This window comes from Pseudomonas sp. MF08817 (assembly GCF_059862705.1).
In genome coordinates this window covers 184469-201973 of sequence record NZ_JCBCUY010000001.1, presented here as the reverse complement: position 1 = coordinate 201973, position 17505 = coordinate 184469, and the positions used below count along the sequence as shown (strand labels likewise).

Genomic DNA, 17505 nt, shown 5'->3' with positions numbered 1-17505 from the left:
CCGAACGGGTTTCGCCTGTGGCAGCCTGCCGGCGATAGGGCTGGTACGACCGACACACCTCTGCCCGCAGAAATACCGTCATGGCCAGCAGGTTCGCTGCCACCCGAGGCGAGCCGTTGTTCACAAAAAAGCCCCCGGACCACAAGGTCAGGGGGCTTTTGCCGACGCGGGCCGGGCCTCAGGCCGCTTCGATCTTGCTGCGGTGCTGTTCGACCTTGCTCAGGTAGTCCGCCAGTTTCTGCTGTTCCTCGGCACTGGTGAACAGGCCCAGCTTGCTGCGCCGCCACAGGATGTCGTGGGCGCTGGTGGCCCATTCTTCGCTGCACAGGTAATCGACTTCACGGGTGTAGAGCCCGCCGCCCAGGTGTTCGCCCAGGTCGCTCAGTTGCTGCACGCCTTCGAGCAGGCGCCAGGTGCGGCTGCCGTAGGTGCTGGCCCAGCGTCGGGCGAGGTCAGTGGGCAGCCAGCCGAACTGGTCGCGTATCAGCGCGGCCAGGGCCTGCGGGGTGCTCATGTCTTCGCCGCCGGGCAGGGTGGCGGTGGCGGTCCAGCTCGGGCGGATGTTCTTGAAGAACGGCGCCAACTGGGCCAAAGCCGACTCGGCCAATTTGCGGTAGGTGGTCAGCTTGCCGCCGAATACCGACAGCAGGGGGGCTTCGTCCGCAGCGCCGGACAGTGCCAGGGTGTAGTCGCGAGTCACGGCGGACGGGTTGTCCGATTCGTCGTTGCACAGTGGGCGCACGCCGGAATAGCTGTGGCGGATATCGTCTCGGCTCAATTGCTTCTTGAAGTGGGCATTGACCACGTTCAGCAGGTAGTCGGTTTCGCCTTCGGTGATCGCCACTTTTGCTGGATCGCCCGTGTATTCACGGTCGGTGGTGCCAATCAGGGTGAACTGGTTGAGGTAGGGGATGGTGAAGACGATGCGCTGGTCTTCGTTTTGCAGAATGTGCGCGTGCTCGCCTTCGTACAGCTTGGGCACGATCAGGTGGCTGCCCTGGATCAGGCGGATGCCGTAGGGCGATTCCAGCTTCAAATCATCCTTGATGAATTTGGCCACCCAAGGGCCGGCTGCATTCACCAGGGCCTTGGCGCGGATCGATAGCAGGCTGCCATCGGCGCGCTCCAGGTGCAGGTGCCACAGGCCCTTGCTGCGCCGGGCGCTGACGCAACGGGTCTGGGTGTGCACATGGGCGCCTTTCTCGCGGGCGGCCATGGCGTTGAGCACCACCAGGCGTGCGTCGTCGACCCAGCAGTCGGAATACTCGAAGCCTTTGGTGATGGTGCTTTTAAGTGGGCTGTCGGCGCCGAACTTGAGGCTTTTGGAACCGGCCAGTTGTTCGCGCTTGCCCAGGTTGTCGTAGAGGAACAGGCCGGCGCGGATCATCCACGCCGGGCGCAGGTGCGGGCGATGGGGCAGCACGAAGCGCATCTGCTTGACGATGTGTGGCGCTTTGGCCAGCAGCACTTCGCGCTCGGCCAGGGCTTCGCGCACCAGGCGGAATTCGTAGTGTTCGAGGTAGCGCAGGCCGCCGTGGATCAGTTTGCTGCTGGCCGAGGAGGTGTGGCTGGCCAGGTCGTCCTTTTCGCAAAGGAACACCGACAGGCCGCGACCCGCTGCATCCGCCGCGATGCCGACACCGTTGATCCCGCCGCCAATTACGGCAACGTCATAGACTTCGGCAAGGGGTGAAGCAGGCAAGGTAGAAGCGGTCATGGGCTGGCCTCGCGATCTTTTATGATCGGTTTGTATTTGAAATCGAACATTAATGTTCATTTGCGAAAATGGTAGCCCATAAACGCGGCCACAGCCAGCCGCTTTCGATTGAAAAAACTCATCGAAGGAGGAGAAAGGAAAAATTATGAACATGGGGTGGGGTGTCGGGGGGATCTCTGTCGCGGGCGAGCGCAGCGCCGCCCGGCCCGGTGCGCGCTCACAGAGGCTTAACGCGGGCCGTGACAGCGGTTAAAGCGTCACACCACTTCCAGCCGCACCTTGTGCTGGTTAAGCAGTTGGGTCAGGGCGGGGACGGGTTGCTGGTCGGTGACCAGGCAATCGACCAGGCTGATGGGGCCCAGGCGAATCATGGCATTGCGCCCGAATTTGCTGGAGTCGGCGGCCAGGATCACTTGCCGGGCATTGGCGATGATCGCCTGGGACACCCGCACTTCCTGGTAGTCGAAGTCCAGCAGGCTGCCGTCTTCGTCGATGCCGCTGATGCCCACCAGGGCGAAATCGACCTTGAACTGGTTGATGAAATCCACGCTGGCCTGGCCCACCACGCCGCCGTCGCGGCGCACGTTGCCGCCGGTGAGCAGCACGTCGAAGTCGTCCTTGGCGCTGAGCATCATTGCCACGTTGAGGTTGTTGGTGATGATTTTCAGGTGGTTGTGGTTGAGCAGTGCCCGGGCGATGGATTCGGTGGTGGTGCCGATGTTGATGAACAGCGAGGCGTGGTCGGGGATCTGCGCGGCAATGGCTTCGCCGATACGTTGTTTCTCGTCGCGCATCTGGTCGGCGCGCATGGCGTAGGCGGTGTTTTCGACACTGGAGTCATAGGCCGCGCCGCCGTGGTAGCGGCGCAGCAGGTGGGCTTCGGCGAGTTGGTTGATGTCGCGGCGAATGGTCTGCGGGGTGACGACGAATAACTGGGCCATTTCCTCGATACTCACGTAGCCGCGTTCGCGGACCAGTTCGAGGATTTGCTGCTGGCGGGGAGGCAGATTCATGGGGCGTCCTTGGGGCTGCCGGGCAAAATTTGCCCATGATGCCGCAGGAATTGGCTCCCGGCCAGTTGCGTGCCTTTAGGCGTCCTGTTCGGCGCCTTCGTGGGGTTCCCAGTCGCGGGTGCGGCTCACGGCTTTTTTCCAGCCAGCGTAGAGCTTCTCCTTGGCCGCTTCGTCCAGTTGCGGCTCGAACTCACGCTCGATCACCGCTTTGCCGCGCAACTCGTCCAGGCTGCCCCAGAACCCGCAGGCCAGGCCTGCCAGGTAGGCGGCGCCCAGGGCCGTGGTTTCGCGCATTTGCGGGCGCTCGACCAGGGTGCCGAGGATGTCGGACTGGAACTGCATGAGGAAGTTGTTGGCCACCGCGCCGCCGTCCACGCGCAGGGCCTTGAGGCGCTCGCCGGAATCCTGCTGCATGGCGTCGAGCACGTCGCGGGTCTGGAAGGCGATGGACTCCAGTGCAGCGCGGATGATGTGGTCCACGCGCACGCCGCGGGTCAGGCCGAACAGTGCGCCACGGGCGTAGGGGTCCCAGTAGGGCGCGCCGAGGCCGGTGAAGGCCGGCACCAGGTACACGCCGTTGCTGTCCTTGACCTTGTTGGCGAAGTATTCGGTGTCGTGGGCGTCGTTGATGATCTTCAGTTCATCGCGCAGCCATTGCACGGTGGAGCCGCCGTTGAACACCGCGCCTTCGAGGGCGTAGGCCACTTCGCCGCGCGGGCCGCAGGCGATGGTGGTGAGCATGCCGTGGCTGGACTTGACCGCTTTGTCGCCGGTGTTCATCAGCAGGAAGCAACCGGTGCCGTAGGTGTTTTTCGCCTGGCCCGGCTCCACGCACATCTGGCCGAACAGGGCGGCCTGCTGGTCGCCGGCGATGCCGCCGATGGCGATGCCGCTTTTGGTGCGGCCGTAGATCTCGGAGGAGGATTTGACCTCGGGCAGCATCTGGCGCGGGATGTCGAGGATTTCGAGCATCTTGGCGTCCCACTCCAGGGTATGGATGTTGAACAGTAGGGTGCGCGAGGCGTTGGTGTAGTCGGTGACGTGGGTCTTGCCGCCGGTGAATTTCCAGATCAGCCAGCTATCGACGGTGCCGAACAGCAGCTCGCCGTTGCGTGCCCGTTCGCGGCTGCCTTCGACGTTGTCCAGGATCCACTTGAGTTTGGTGCCGGAGAAGTACGGGTCGGTGACCAGGCCCGTGGTGTCGCTGATGTATTGTTCGTGGCCGTCGCGCTTGAGCTGCTGGCAGATCTCGGTGCTGCGCCGGCACTGCCAGACGATGGCGTTGTAGATCGGCCGGCCGGTGTTTTTGTCCCAGACCACGGTGGTTTCGCGCTGGTTGGTGATGCCGATGGCGGCGACCTGGTCATGGTGCAGGCCGGCCTGGGCCAGGGCCTCGACCATCACCGCGCTCTGGGTGGCGAAGATTTCCATCGGGTCGTGCTCGACCCAGCCAGCCTGCGGGTAGTGCTGGACGAATTCGCGTTGGGCGGTGCACACCACGTTGGCGTCACGATCGAAGATGATCGCCCGCGAACTGGTCGTGCCCTGGTCAAGGGCAATGATGTAGTTCTTATTCTCAATGTCGGTCATGTCGATTGCCTTGGAATAAATAGGAGTTCAATTCGGATGGTGCGGGCCGCTACGTTGGCAGCGCGGCCCGGCCATCGGTGTCAGGAGGCGCGAACCTTGCCGTCAGCGGCGGGTTCGGCCTCCATCACAACAGGTGCGGCACTGGGCAGATGGCGGGCAATCATCCCGCGATAAACGCCAGCACCGAGGCAGGCACCGATGATCGGCGCAAAAATTGGAATCAGGAAGTACGGAATATCGCGCCCGCCGGTGAAGGCAATGTCGCCCCAACCGGTGAAAAACGTCATCAGTTTAGGCCCGAAATCTCGCGCCGGATTCATCGCGAACCCGGTCAGCGGGCCCATGGCGCTGCCGATCACGGCGATCAGCAGGCCAATCAGCAAAGGCGCCATGGCCCCGCGTGGCAAGCCGTTGTTGTCGTCGGTGAGGGCCATGATGACGCCCATCAGGATGGCCGTGATGATGACTTCCACCAGGAACGCCTGGGCCGTAGACAGCGCCGGGTGCGGGTAGGTGGAGAACACCGAGGCCAACTCCAGGCTGGCCTGGCTGCCGCGTACCATCTGGTGGCTTTGTTCGAAATCGAAGAACAGGTTGCTGTACAGCGTGTACACCAACAGGGCGGCGCAGAAGGCGCCCGCGACCTGGGCGAAGATGTAGAAGGGCAGTTTGCGCTTTTCAAAGTCGGCGAACAGGCACAGCGCAATGCTGACCGCAGGGTTCAGATGCGCACCGGAAACCCCGGCCGTGAGGTAGATCGCCATGCTCACGCCGATCCCCCAGATGATGCTGATTTCCCACAGGCCGAAGCTGGCACCCGCGACCTTGAGCGCGGCAACGCAACCGGTGCCGAAGAAAATCAACAGGGCCGTTCCCAGGAACTCGGCCATGCATTGGCCCGAGAGCGAAGGTTGTTGTAGAGCAGTCGTCATCGAAAACCTCGTTTTTTTTGTTGTCTGGCGCTTTGCCTAATGACCAAAGCGCGATGTGCACCTGCGTAAGGATCCCCATCCGAACACAGGCTTACTGCCGGGTACTGCTTTTTATCTTGGGTAATATATTCAGAATCGAAAAAATATAGACAAGAAACACTGCTGTCAAAGGTCGAAAGTGAACTATTGGTCATTATTTAACTATTAGTTGTATGAATGATTCCAGCCAGGGCGTGCGTGTCGACTTTTGTGGTCACGCCCTAGGGGGCCTCGCGGCGGGGCTTAAGGGCTGTGGTAGAGCCTTTTACCCGTCGATCACCTAGAATCGGGCGTCTGTTTTTTCTGCCCTTCGCCCGGTTTGGAGCTGCCATGACCCCCGCATTGGATTTGTTGAAAAAAGTTCGCGCCGAACATCGCATCCACAGTTACGAACATGACCCCAAGGCGACCTCCTACGGCTTGGAGGCAGTGGAAAAACTGGCGTTGGCCCCGGCCCAGGTGTTCAAAACCCTGCTGGCGGCCAGTGAAAAAGGCGAGTTGTTGGTGGCGGTGGTGCCGGTGGCGGGCACCCTGGACCTCAAAGGGCTGGCCCACGCGGCGGGAGTGAAGAAAGTCGAGATGGCCGACCCGGCGGCGGCGCAGCGTTCCACCGGCTACCTATTGGGCGGCATCAGCCCCTTGGGGCAGAAGAAGCGCCTGCGTACGTTTATCGATAACTCGGCCCAGCCCCAGGCGAGCATTTTTGTCAGTGCCGGGCGCCGTGGCCTGGAGGTGGAGTTGGCACCGGCGGTGCTGGCCGAGCACACCCAGGCCACGTTCGCCGATATCGGCCGCCCCTGACCCAGGCTGTATGGCGTAAATCGGGCCGATCTGTCTCTGGTCGGCCGTTGCGCCGGGCGCCATGCTCGCTCACTTCACAATGAGGAGAAGAGCGATGGCCCTTGAGTTCTATCAGGTCGATGCATTCAGCGATCGGCCGTTCGCGGGCAACCCGGCGATGGTCTACCGCCTTGAGCAGTGGTTGAGTGATGAGTTGATGCAGAACATCGCCGCCGAGCACAACCTGGCCGAAACCGCATTCGTGGTGCGCCAGGGCGCAGGCTGGCATATCCGCTGGTTTACCCCCGCTACCGAAGTGCCGCTGTGCGGCCATGCCACCCTGGCCAGCGCCCATGTGCTGTTCGAGATCTATAAAGAGCCGGCCGAGCGCCTGGAATTTGCCAGCCAGTCCGGGCCTTTGAGCGTTACCCGCGAAGGCGACCGTTTGTGGCTGGATTTCCCGCTGATCGAGCCGCGCCCGATTGAAGCCAGCGCCGCGATCGAGACCGCGTTGGGGCTCAAGCCCCTGCAGGTGTGGGAATCCAACGAGTTGTTGGTGGTGCTGGAGTCGGAGCAAGCGGTGCGCGATTGCCAACCGGACATGGCGGCCCTGGCGCAATTGCCGTGGTTGGGCGCGATCGTCACCGCCCGGGGCAGCGGCCACGATTTCGTTTCGCGTTACTTCGCCCCGGCCATCGGTATCGACGAAGACCCGGTCACCGGCTCCACCCATTGCCTGTTGATCCCTTACTGGGCCGAACGCCTGGGCAAGGCCGAGCTGAACGCCTATCAGTGCTCGGCGCGTGGAGGGGCGTTGTTCTGTCGCCTGGAAGGCGAGCGGGTGAAGATCGGCGGGCAGGCGCGGTTGGTGGCACGCGGCACGCTGTTGATCGACGTGGCGTAGCAAGCTTGCTTGCTACGCCTCTCGGCTCCTAGCTGGCGGTGCTATAGCGCCGCACACCCGATTCCTCGGCGCGAATCTGCGCCGCCATGCTGCCGCTGGCCTGGAACAGCACCAGGTGCTCGGCCGCCACGCGAATTCCCACATCCGCGCCAACCTGGTGGTCGGCGTGGCTGGGGAAGATCGATTCCAACTGGCTGCCGGTGGGCAGTTGCAAACGGTACAGAGTCGAGGCGCCGAGGAAGGTTTTGCCGACGATCCGCGCCTGGAGGGCGCTGTCCGGGGCGTAGACGATGTCGTCCGGGCGCAGCAGTACGTCCACCGCGCCGCCGGTCGGCCAGGTGTAGGCGCGGTTGCCGCGCAGCAGGCCGAGTTCGGTTTGCACCGACTCCGGGGTGTCGAGTTGGCCGCGAATGAAGTACCCCTGGCCGATAAAACTCGCGACAAAAGGCGTCAGCGGTTCGTGGTAGAGGTTGTAGGGCGTATCCCATTGCTCCAGGCGCCCCTCCTTGAACACGCCCACGTGGTCGCTGACGGCGAAGGCTTCTTCCTGGTCATGGGTGACCAGGATCGCGCTGGTGCCACGGCTTTTGAGGATGTCCCGCACTTCGTGGCTGAGCTTGCGCCGCAGCTCACCGTCGAGGTTGGAGAACGGCTCGTCGAGCAGCAGTAATTGCGGTTCCGGCGCCAGGGCGCGGGCCAGGGCGACGCGCTGTTGCTGGCCGCCGGACAACTCGTGGGGGAAGCGCTTGCCGAGGTTTTTCAGGTTGACCAGTTCCAGCAACTCCTCCACCACCCGCTGTTTTTGCGGGTGCTTGCGGATACCGAAGGCAATGTTTTCGGCCACGCTCAGGTGCGGAAACAGCGCGTAGTCCTGGAACACCATACCGATGCGACGTTTCTCCGGCGCCAGGGTGAAACCGGCACTGGAGATGACTTCGCCGGCCAGGCTGATATCGCCTTCGTGCACCGGCTCGAAACCGGCAATGGCCCGCAGGGTGGTGGTCTTGCCGCAACCGGAAGAGCCGAGCAGGCAGCCGATGTCGCCGGCGTTGAGGTGCAGGTTGAGGTTCTGCACCACCCGTTGATCCTGATAGCCGCAAGCGAGGTTGCGCAGGTTAAGCAGTAGTGGCTGGCTCATGCGTGGTGGTACGACGGTGGCACCAGGAACTCGAGCAGAGCCTTTTGTGCGTGGAGGCGGTTTTCTGCCTGGTCCCAGGCCACCGAGCGTGGGTCGTCAAGCAGGTCGACGCTGATTTCTTCGCCCCGGTGGGCGGGCAGGCAATGCATGAACAGGACGTCCTCGGCAGCGGTGTCGAGCAGGGCGCGATTGACCTGGAACGGGGCGAACAGCTTGAGGCGCTTGGCGGTTTCTTCTTCCTGGCCCATGGAGGTCCAGACATCGGTGCTCACCAGGTGCGCGCCGCGGACCGCTTCGCGCGGGTCACGCACGATGGTCACCCGCGCACCGGCCTTGGCCACGAACTCGGGGTTGGGTTCGTAGCCTTCGGGGCAGGCGATGCGCAATTGGAAGTCGAATTGGATCGCCGCTTCTATATAGCTGTTGCACATATTGTTGCCGTCGCCGATCCAGGCCACGGTTTTGCCCTGGATCGAGCCGCGATGTTCGAGGAACGTCTGCATATCGGCGAGCAACTGGCACGGGTGCAGGTCGTCGGACAGGCCATTGATGACCGGCACGCGGGAGTTGGCGGCGAATTCGGTGAGGGTGCTGTGGGCGAAGGTGCGGATCATCACCGCGTCCAGCATGCGCGACATGACGATGGCGCAATCGCCGATCGGCTCGCCACGGCCCAATTGGGTGTCGCGCGGCGAAAGGAAGATCGCCTGGCCGCCGAGCTGGATCATGCCGGCCTCGAAAGAGAGGCGGGTGCGGGTCGAGGACTTCTCGAAGATCATTCCCAGAACGCGGTTTTTCAGGGGCTCGAAGAGAACGCCGCGGTTACGCAGGTCCTTCAACTCGATGCCGCGACGGATCACGCTGACCAGCTCTTCGGGCGTGCAATCCATCAGGGAGAGAAAGTGCCTTGCGCTCATCATTAACTACCTTTTTGCAACGGACCGCAGATGCTCAAAGCCTTGTTTAATTTAGAAAACGGGCGAGACCTGCGGCGAAAGCCGCACGGGGCGACGAAATGGGGAAAGGCGCGATACTGACATTAAATGTCGCGTTTTTCCAATAGGGCTAAGGTTTTGGGCGTTTTGCAGGGGCGACCGAGTGGTCGCGAGGGGCATTTGTACACTGCGCCCCTGCGCCTTGGCAAACAAGGCGGGGCTTGGCCGGTATCGGCTGGCCTGATGCCGCTCGATTCACAAGGCGAACGTCTCTGGTGCGCGGGGCGTTCTGGCACCATAGTTTTGGCTTTGCAGCCCGTTGCGGGTTGCCCGAACACAACAAGAGACTGGCCATGACCAAGACTCTCCATCACCGTGCCTGCCACCTGTGCGAAGCCATTTGCGGCTTGACCATCGAGACCACCACCGAGGACGGCGCCGCGCCGCGTATCACCTCGATCAAGGGCGATGCCCTGGACACCTTCAGCCGTGGCCATATCTGCCCCAAAGCCGTGGCGCTGCAAGACATCCAGAATGACCCGGACCGCTTGCGCCAACCCATGCGCCGCGTCGGCAACCAGTGGCAGGCCATCGGCTGGGCCGAGGCCTTCGCCCTGGTGGCCGAGCGTTTGGCGGCGATTCAGGCGCGCCATGGGGCCAACGCGGTGGCGGTGTACCAGGGCAACCCCAGCGTGCACAACTATGGGCTGATGACCCATAGCAACTACTTCCTTGGCTTGCTCAAGACCCGCAATCGCTTCTCCGCGACTTCGGTGGACCAGTTGCCCCATCACTTGAGCAGCTACCTGATGTACGGCCACGGCTTTCTGCTGCCGATCCCGGACATCGACCACACCGATTTCATGCTGATCCTGGGGGCTAATCCGCTGGCGTCCAACGGCAGCATCATGACCGTGCCGGACGTGGAAAAACGCCTCAAAGCCATCCAGGCTCGCGGCGGCAAAGTCGTGGTCGTCGATCCGCGGCGCAGCGAAACCGCAGCCATGGCCGACCAGCACCTGTTCGTGCGCCCCGGCGGCGATGCGGCGTTGTTGTTTGGCGTGCTCAACACCTTGTTTGAAGAAGGCCTGACCCGCGACAGCCACTTGCCGGTGGACGGCTTGCCCGAGGTGCGCGCGGCCATCAGCCGGTTCGGTCCCGAGGCGATGAGCCCACTGTGCGCGGTGCCGGCGGCGCAGATCCGCCAGTTGGCCCGGGACTTCGCCGCAGCCCCCTCGGCGGTCTGCTATGGGCGCATGGGCGTCTCGACCCAGGCCTTCGGCACCTTGTGCCATTGGCTGGTGCAGCTCATCAACTTGGTGACCGGCAACCTCGACCGGGTCGGCGGCGCACTGTGCACCGAGCCGGCGGTGGACCTGGTGGCATCCACCTCGGGCGGGCATTTCAACCAGTGGCAGAGCCGGGTCTCGGGGCTGGCCGAATACGGCGGTGAACTGCCGGTTTCGGCCCTGGCCGAAGAGATGCTCACCGAAGGCGAGGGCCAGGTGCGGGCGCTGATTACCGTGGCCGGCAACCCGGTGCTGTCCACCCCCAACGGCCGGCAACTGGAGCAGGCGCTCGATGGCCTGGAGTTCATGGTCAGTGTCGATCTGTATATCAACGAAACCACCCGTTATGCCGACCTGATCCTGCCGTCCACGTCCTCGCTGGAGAACGATCACTACGACACCACGTTCAATATGTTCGCGGTGCGCAACGTCAGCCGTTTCAACCGGGCGATCCTGCCCAAGCCCGATGGCGCGCTGCATGACTGGGAGATCTTTGTCGGCCTGGCCCAGGCGTTCGCCGCCCATACGGGCAAAGAGCTCAAGCCGACCATGGCCCCGGCGCAGATGATCGACCGGGGCTTGCGGGCGGGCCGTTATGGCGATGGCGCGGCGCAACAGTTGTCTCTCGCCACGCTGCTCGACCACCCCCATGGCGTAGACCTGGGGGCGCTCAAAGCCAACCTCGCCCCGCGGCTGAAAACCGCCAACCAGCGCATTCAGGCCGCGCCCGCGCAGATGCTCGCCGACCTGCAGCGCTTTGCCGCGTTACAGGCACCGGCGGCCGATGAGCTGCTGATGATCGGGCGGCGCCATGTGCGCAGCAATAATTCGTGGATGCACAACTACCATCGCCTGGTTAAAGGCAAGCCGCGCCACCAGTTGCTGATGAATCCCGACGACTTGGCGCACCGTGGCCTGAGCGACGGCCAGCGGGTGCGCATCAGCTCGCGCATTGGCGCCATCGAGGTGGAGGTGCTGGCCAGTGCCGACATGATGCCGGGTGTGGTCAGCCTGCCCCACGGTTGGGGCCATGCGCGCCCCGGCGTACAAATGGAAATCGCCAGCGGCCAACCGGGGGCCAGTGCCAACGACTTGACCGATGAACGGCAACTGGATCACCTGTCCGGCAACGCGGCGCTCAACGGCGTGCCGGTAACCGTGGTGGCGGCTTGATGGCGGTTGGTCGGTGACGGCACTGGGAGACCGAGCATAGGGCTCGGCTTTCCGTTACAATGCGCCACCGTGCCGACCCTGAGTCGGAAAGTTCAGCCGAGGTGCTTCATGGATATCATCGAAACTATTAAAGAGCAGATCGCCAACAACACCGTTCTGCTTTACATGAAAGGCTCGCCGAATGCCCCGCAGTGCGGCTTCTCGGCCAAAGCGGCCCAGGCCGTCATGGGCTGTGGCGAAAAGTTCGCATACGTGGACATCCTGCAGAACCCGGAAATCCGCGCCAACCTGCCTAAGTACGCCAACTGGCCAACCTTTCCACAACTGTGGGTGGGCGGTGAACTGGTCGGCGGTAGCGACATCATGACCGAGATGGCCGCAGACGGTTCGTTGCAGACCACCATCAAGGCCGCCGTTGAAAAAGCGGCCGCTGGCAAGACCGAAGCCTGATTGCTTCTGCGGGAACGGGCCCTTCCGGTCCCGCAGACGTTTCACGGCGAGCCTGGATTGAAGGCAATAAAAAGCCCCGCTTCTTCATATAAGAGAGCGGGGCTTTTTTATTGAGGCTAACTTGGGTTATTCACCCATCTGCGATTGCAGATAGTTCTCAATACCTACTTTGTCGATCAGGCCAAGTTGAGTTTCCAGCCAGTCGATATGTTCTTCTTCCGATTCCAGGATATCTTCGAGCAACTCGCGGCTGCCGAAATCGCCAGAGACTTCGCAGTGGGCGATGGCGGCCTTGAGGTCGGCGTGGCCGGTCTTCTCGATCCGCAGGTCGCACTCCAGCATTTCCTTGGTGTGCTCGCCGATGTGCAGCTTGCCCAGGTCTTGCACGTTAGGCAGGCCTTCGAGGAACAGGATGCGCTTGATGAGCTTGTCCGCATGCTTCATCTCATCGATGGATTCTTTGTACTCATGCTTGCCGAGTTTGTTCAGGCCCCAATCTTCGTACATGCGGGCATGCAGGAAGTATTGATTGATCGCGACCAGCTCATTGGCAAGGATCTTGTTGAGATGTTGAATGACTGTCACGTCGCCTTTCATGGTGGGGCCCTGTCCTTTATTCGCGGTATATAAAATGGAGTTTGAGCTGCGTACTCATAAGTGTCAAACCTAAGTTGTTGAATAATAAATGAAAATTAATCGGAATAAGAATGTTTGTGTTCCGCGTCTGAACGCTAAGCGGTTGAATTATGGGCATAAAAAAACCGGACACTAAGTCCGGTTCTTTGAAATGCGTTAGTTATGCGACGGAAAATTCCACAGGGTAGGGAATCGCCGCACGGCTGCTTTGCAGCTCGGTGAGGGTTTCACGTACCACTTGCTTGGCGAGGCAGGCGCATTTTCCGCATTGGCTGGCGACGCCGGTGGCTTGGCGTACTTCGCGGTAGCTGCAGCAACCTTCGTAGATGGCGTCGCGGATTTTTCCGTCGGTGACGCCGGTGCACAGGCAGACATACATATAGGAGAACCGTCGCAAGGTTGTGGCTCAATTGGGACGGATCTTAATGTTAACGAGAATGATTGTCAAAGTTGTTTCTGTGGGGCAATACCCGGCTTGAGGTTTTGCCCGACGAACGGGCGCAACAGGTCGAGTGCCCGCTTTTGAGGCGCTTTTCAAAAACCGCTAAGGACAGGGCAAAGTCGCGGTGTATGATGGTCGGTCCTTGCGAAGGGAGATCGAGTCACAGGCCTGTCGCTTATCCGTGGCAGGCTGGGCGCGATCTCGTCCTTTAACTCCATCACACCAGGAGATATCCAATGAGCGTACTCGTCGGCAAACCAGCCCCAGACTTCACCGTTCCCGCCGTACTCGGCAATGGCGAAATCGTTGACAGCTTTACCCTGTCCTCGGCCATCAAAGGCAAATACGGCCTGGTGTTCTTCTACCCGCTGGACTTCACCTTCGTCTGCCCATCCGAGCTGATTGCTCTGGATCACCGCATGGACGATTTCAAGGCACGTAACGTTGAAGTCGTTGCCGTTTCCATCGACTCCCACTTCACCCACAACGCCTGGCGCAACACTGCCATCAATGATGGCGGCATCGGCAAAGTCAAATACACCATGGCTGCCGACATGAAGCACGACATCGCCAAAGCCTACGACGTTGAATCCGAAGGCGGCGTAGCGTTCCGTGGCGCGTTTCTGATCGACGACAAGGGCGTTGTCCGCTCCCAGATCATCAACGACCTGCCGCTGGGCCGTAACATGGAAGAGTTGATCCGTCTGGTTGACGCGCTGCAATTCCACGAAGAGCACGGCGAAGTCTGCCCGGCCAACTGGAAAAAAGGCGACAAGGGCATGAACGCTTCGCCAGAAGGCGTTGCAGCGTACCTGACCGAAAACGCCGGCAAGCTGTAAACCTAGATAGCCAAGTCGCCCCCGCAGGCCTCAGGGCTGCGGGAGCGGCTCTTTGGTATCTATGACGCCTCGGGCCTTATCGGCCCGGGGCGTTTTTGGTTGTAGGCACCACTGCCTCAGCTCCCCCCAAGTCTTCAGGCTTAACCTTCGGCGCGTGTAAGCCTAGGCTTACTCTTTCGTAGGTGTTTGGTTTTTTATTAGCCGGTAGATGCCTATTTTTTCCTGATGTGTTTTTTATCTTATTGATTTATAGGTTTATTTTTTTTGTTTGCGGTGGATTAAGCCAAGCAGTCCGCTCTCCGTGGCCGATTGTTCTCGGCGCAGAACCCATTAGTATCAGAACTGTGTCAACGGACAGACACAGCCTTCAAGGAAGAGGGTTTAAGGACATCGCAGGACGCGATTCATCAGGACGATGAAAAGGAACACAGGGATTAGGGAAAAAATGTGGGCGGGTCAAACCGCCCCTTTTTTTGCCTGCGAAAAAGTACACGCAAGCCAAATCCGGGGCAGCAAAAAGGCCCGCAAGGGGCCTTTTCGGTGGACGCGCGGTAATCAGCGTTCCAGATCCTTGATCTTGCCTTTGACGCCATCCCACTTTTCGGCATCGGGCAAAGATTCTTTCTTTTCCGTAATGTTGGGCCAGATTTCCGCCAGCTCAACGTTCAACTGGATGAACTCCTGCATATCTTCGGGCACTTCATCTTCGCTGAAGATGGCCACGGCCGGGCATTCTGGCTCGCAGAGTGCGCAGTCGATGCACTCATCCGGGTGAATCACCAGGAAGTTCGGGCCTTCGTAAAAGCAGTCCACCGGACAGACTTCTACGCAGTCGGTGTACTTGCACTTGATGCAGTTGTCGGTGACGACGAAGGTCATTCTAATTTTCTCCTCAGGCGGCGGCTGCGAGCCCTTCCAAGACGGGCTCGCGAGGGTTGGGAGCGATAGTCTGCGAGTCAGGCTAATGGCCACGCAGCATCCCAAACCGCGCGAGAGTCTATCAGCTTGCACGCCCGTGCGTTAGACCCGAGTCTTCAGTGCATAGAGCAATTCGAGCGCTTTTCGCGGAGTCAAGTCGTCCAGGTCAAGTTTGGCCAATTCATCCAGCACCGGATGGGGCAGGCTGGCGAACATGTCGCTTTGTTGCGGAGGCGCGGGCTTGCCTTTGGTCGGCTTGGGCGCTTCATGGGGCAGGCTGGTGGTCTCCAGACGGCTCAGGTGTTCGCGTGCCCGCGTAATGACCTCGCTGGGCACGCCCGCCAGTTGCGCCACCGCCAGGCCATAACTCTGGCTGGCCGGCCCTGGCAGTACGTGGTGGAGGAACACGATGCGCTCGTTATGTTCGGTGGCGTTGAGGTGGACGTTGGCCACCAGCGGCTCGTTTTCCGGTAGGACGGTCAGCTCGAAATAGTGGGTGGCGAACAGCGTATAGGCGCGCAAATGGGCCAGGCGTTCGGCCGCAGCCCACGCGAGGGACAAACCGTCAAAGGTGCTGGTACCGCGGCCAACCTCGTCCATCAGCACCAGGCTGCGTTCGGTGGCGTTGTGCAGGATGTTCGCGGTTTCGCTCATTTCCACCATGAAGGTCGAGCGCCCGCCGGCCAGGTCGTCGCTGGAACCGATGCGGGTGAAGATGCGGTCCACCAGTGACAGCTCGCAACTGGCCGCCGGGACGAAGCTGCCGATGTGGGCCAGCAGCACGATCAGCGCTGTTTGCCGCATATAGGTGGATTTACCGCCCATGTTCGGCCCGGTTATCACCAGCATGCGGGTGCTGTCGTCCAGGCTCAGGTCGTTGGCCACGAAAGGCGTGGTCAGTACTTGCTCCACCACCGGGTGGCGGCCCTGGGTGATGCGCATGCACGGCTCGCTGACAAAGCGCGGGCAGTTCAAGTCCAGGTTCAGTGCCCGCTCGGCCAGGTTGCTCAGCACATCCAGCTCGGCCAGGGCGGCGGCGGTGTCTTGCAGCGGCGGTAATTGGCCGATCAGGTCTTCGAGCAGGGCTTCATAGAGCATTTTTTCCCGGGCCAGGGCGCGACTCTTGGCCGATAGCGCCTTGTCCTCGAAGGCCTTGAGTTCCGGGGTGATAAAGCGTTCGGCGCCTTTGAGAGTCTGGCGGCGGATGTAGTCGGCGGGTGCCGATTCGGCTTGCTTGCTGGGCAGCTCGATAAAGTAGCCGTGAATACGGTTGTAGCCGACTTTCAGGTTGGCCAGGCCGGTGCGGGCCTTTTCCCGGGCTTCGAGGTCGATCAGAAACTGCCCGGCGTTCTCACTCAGGGATTGCAGTTCGTCGAGTTCGCTGTCGTAGCCGGTTTTCAGCACGCCGCCGTCGCGGATTACGGCGGGCGGGTTGTCGATGATGGCTTTTTCCAGCAGCGCCGCCAGTTCCGGGTAGGTGCTGGTGGTGTGCGCCAATTGGCTCAGGTGCGGGGCTTCCAGCTCGGTCATGGCCACTTGCAACTGCGGCAGCGCGCCCAGGGCATCGCGCAGGCGCGCCAAGTCCCGTGGGCGCGCGTTACGCAGGCCGATCCGCGCCAGGATCCGCTCGATATCGCCGATTTCCTTGAGCTGCGGTTGCAGCTTCTCAAAGCGATAACCGTCCAGCAGGCAGGTGATCGAGCTCTGGCGCGCCTGCAAGACCTGCAGGTCGCGCAGTGGGCGATTCAGCCAGCGGGTCAGCAGGCGGCTGCCCATGGCGGTCTGGCAACGGTCGACCACCGATTGCAGGGTGTTGTCGCGCCCGCCGGCCAGGTTGGTGTCCAGCTCCAGGTTGCGACGGCTGGCACCGTCGAGCACCACGGTGTCGTCCAGGCGTTCGTGGCGCAGGCTGCGCAAGTGGGGCAGGGCGGTGCGCTGGGTTTCCTTGGCATAACTGAGCAGGCACCCGGCGGCGCCGATGGCCAGGGTCAGGTTCTCGCAACCAAAGCCCTTGAGGTCCTGGGTGGAAAACTGCTGGCACAGGCTCTTGAACGCCGAGTCGCGCTCGAAATCCCACGGCGCGCGACGGCGCACGCCACGGCGCTTCTCGGCCGGCAGGTCCTTGGGCCAATCGTCGGGGATCAGCAGTTCCACCGGGTTGACCCGCTCCAACTCCGCCAACAGGTTTTCCCAGCCCTTGATCTCCAGCACGGTGAAGTTGCCGCTGGTGATGTCCAGCACCGCCAGGCCGAACAAACGCTCATCGCCCAACAACGCGGCAATCAGGTTGTCGCGGCGCTCATCCAGCAACGCCTCGTCACTGACCGTGCCCGGGGTAATGATGCGCACCACTTGGCGGTCCACCGGGCCTTTGCTGGTTGCCGGGTCGCCGACCTGCTCGCAGATCACCACCGACTCGCCCAGCTTGACCAGTTTGGCCAGGTAGCCTTCGGCGGCGTGATAAGGGATCCCGCACATTGGAATCGCCTGCCCCGCCGACTGCCCGCGGGCGGTCAGGGTGATATCCAGCAATTTCGCGGCTTTCTTCGCATCTTCGTAGAAGATCTCGTAGAAATCGCCCATGCGGTAGAACATCAACTGGTCGGGGTGCTGATTTTTCAGGCGCCAGTATTGCTGCATCATCGGGGTGTGCGCGGACAGATCGGAGGTCGTTTTGCTCATCGGATATTCAGGCGGATTCGTCGAAAGT

15 protein-coding genes are annotated in these 17505 nt (G+C 61.6%); 5 read left to right on the top strand and 10 right to left on the bottom strand.

Annotated features, from left to right (window positions below; genetic code table 11):
- Positions 1-178: 178 nt before the first annotated feature.
- From glpD to AC19YR_RS00975, 4 genes are all read right to left on the bottom strand, one after another.
- Positions 179-1717, bottom strand: coding sequence for a glycerol-3-phosphate dehydrogenase (gene glpD / locus AC19YR_RS00990; protein ID WP_500596789.1), 1539 nt, complete (start codon positions 1715-1717; stop codon positions 179-181).
- 257 nt (positions 1718-1974) lie between these two features.
- Positions 1975-2730, bottom strand: a complete 756-nt coding sequence (locus tag AC19YR_RS00985) for a DeoR/GlpR family transcriptional regulator (protein WP_095108005.1) — start codon at positions 2728-2730, stop codon at positions 1975-1977.
- Positions 2731-2805: 75 nt separating this feature from the next.
- Positions 2806-4320 carry a glycerol kinase GlpK gene (gene glpK, locus AC19YR_RS00980; RefSeq protein ID WP_095108006.1) on the bottom strand — a complete coding sequence of 505 codons (1515 nt, stop codon included), beginning with the start codon at positions 4318-4320 and terminating at the stop codon, positions 2806-2808.
- Between the two features lie 80 nt (positions 4321-4400).
- Positions 4401-5252 (bottom strand): MIP/aquaporin family protein, encoded by an 852-nt coding sequence (locus AC19YR_RS00975; protein ID WP_095108007.1) that lies wholly within the window; start codon positions 5250-5252, stop codon positions 4401-4403.
- Positions 5253-5621: 369 nt separating this feature from the next.
- Here AC19YR_RS00975 and ybaK point away from each other — a divergent pair, with 369 nt between their 5' ends.
- Together ybaK and AC19YR_RS00965 are read left to right on the top strand one after the other, a co-directional pair.
- The gene (gene ybaK, locus AC19YR_RS00970; RefSeq protein ID WP_095108008.1) at positions 5622-6092 is read left to right on the top strand and encodes a Cys-tRNA(Pro) deacylase; all 471 of its coding nucleotides are present in this window, start codon (positions 5622-5624) and stop codon (positions 6090-6092) included.
- Positions 6093-6186: 94 nt separating this feature from the next.
- Complete coding sequence (locus AC19YR_RS00965; protein ID WP_500596788.1) at positions 6187-6975, top strand: PhzF family phenazine biosynthesis protein; 789 nt, start codon at positions 6187-6189, stop codon at positions 6973-6975.
- 28 nt (positions 6976-7003) lie between these two features.
- Here AC19YR_RS00965 and AC19YR_RS00960 read toward each other — a convergent pair whose 3' ends face one another.
- Positions 7004-8113: an ABC transporter ATP-binding protein gene (locus tag AC19YR_RS00960; RefSeq protein WP_095108010.1), complete on the bottom strand. Its 1110-nt coding sequence runs from the start codon at positions 8111-8113 to the stop codon at positions 7004-7006.
- Complete coding sequence (gene argF / locus AC19YR_RS00955; protein ID WP_095108011.1) at positions 8110-9030, bottom strand: ornithine carbamoyltransferase; 921 nt, start codon at positions 9028-9030, stop codon at positions 8110-8112. The genes AC19YR_RS00960 and argF overlap by 4 nt, the downstream gene beginning before the upstream one ends.
- 371 nt (positions 9031-9401) lie before the next feature.
- Here argF and AC19YR_RS00950 point away from each other — a divergent pair, with 371 nt between their 5' ends.
- A complete protein-coding gene (locus AC19YR_RS00950; protein ID WP_500596785.1) occupies positions 9402-11510 on the top strand; it encodes a molybdopterin oxidoreductase family protein in 2109 nt (702 codons plus the stop codon).
- 108 nt (positions 11511-11618) lie between these two features.
- Positions 11619-11960, top strand: coding sequence for a Grx4 family monothiol glutaredoxin (grxD, locus tag AC19YR_RS00945; protein WP_095108013.1), 342 nt, complete (start codon positions 11619-11621; stop codon positions 11958-11960).
- Positions 11961-12086: 126 nt separating this feature from the next.
- Here grxD and bfr read toward each other — a convergent pair whose 3' ends face one another.
- Positions 12087-12557, bottom strand: coding sequence for a bacterioferritin (bfr, locus tag AC19YR_RS00940; protein WP_095108014.1), 471 nt, complete (start codon positions 12555-12557; stop codon positions 12087-12089).
- A gap of 199 nt (positions 12558-12756) precedes the next feature.
- Positions 12757-12975 carry a bacterioferritin-associated ferredoxin gene (locus tag AC19YR_RS00935; RefSeq protein ID WP_095108015.1) on the bottom strand — a complete coding sequence of 73 codons (219 nt, stop codon included), beginning with the start codon at positions 12973-12975 and terminating at the stop codon, positions 12757-12759.
- Between the two features lie 299 nt (positions 12976-13274).
- Here AC19YR_RS00935 and AC19YR_RS00930 point away from each other — a divergent pair, with 299 nt between their 5' ends.
- Positions 13275-13877, top strand: coding sequence for a peroxiredoxin (locus AC19YR_RS00930; RefSeq protein WP_095108016.1), 603 nt, complete (start codon positions 13275-13277; stop codon positions 13875-13877).
- A 555-nt stretch (positions 13878-14432) separates the two neighbouring features.
- Here AC19YR_RS00930 and fdxA read toward each other — a convergent pair.
- Both fdxA and mutS read right to left on the bottom strand, forming a co-directional pair.
- A complete protein-coding gene (gene fdxA, locus AC19YR_RS00925; protein WP_095108017.1) occupies positions 14433-14756 on the bottom strand; it encodes a ferredoxin FdxA in 324 nt (107 codons plus the stop codon).
- Between the two features lie 141 nt (positions 14757-14897).
- Positions 14898-17477, bottom strand: a complete 2580-nt coding sequence (mutS, locus tag AC19YR_RS00920) for a DNA mismatch repair protein MutS (RefSeq protein ID WP_095108018.1) — start codon at positions 17475-17477, stop codon at positions 14898-14900.
- Positions 17478-17505 lie beyond the last annotated feature (28 nt).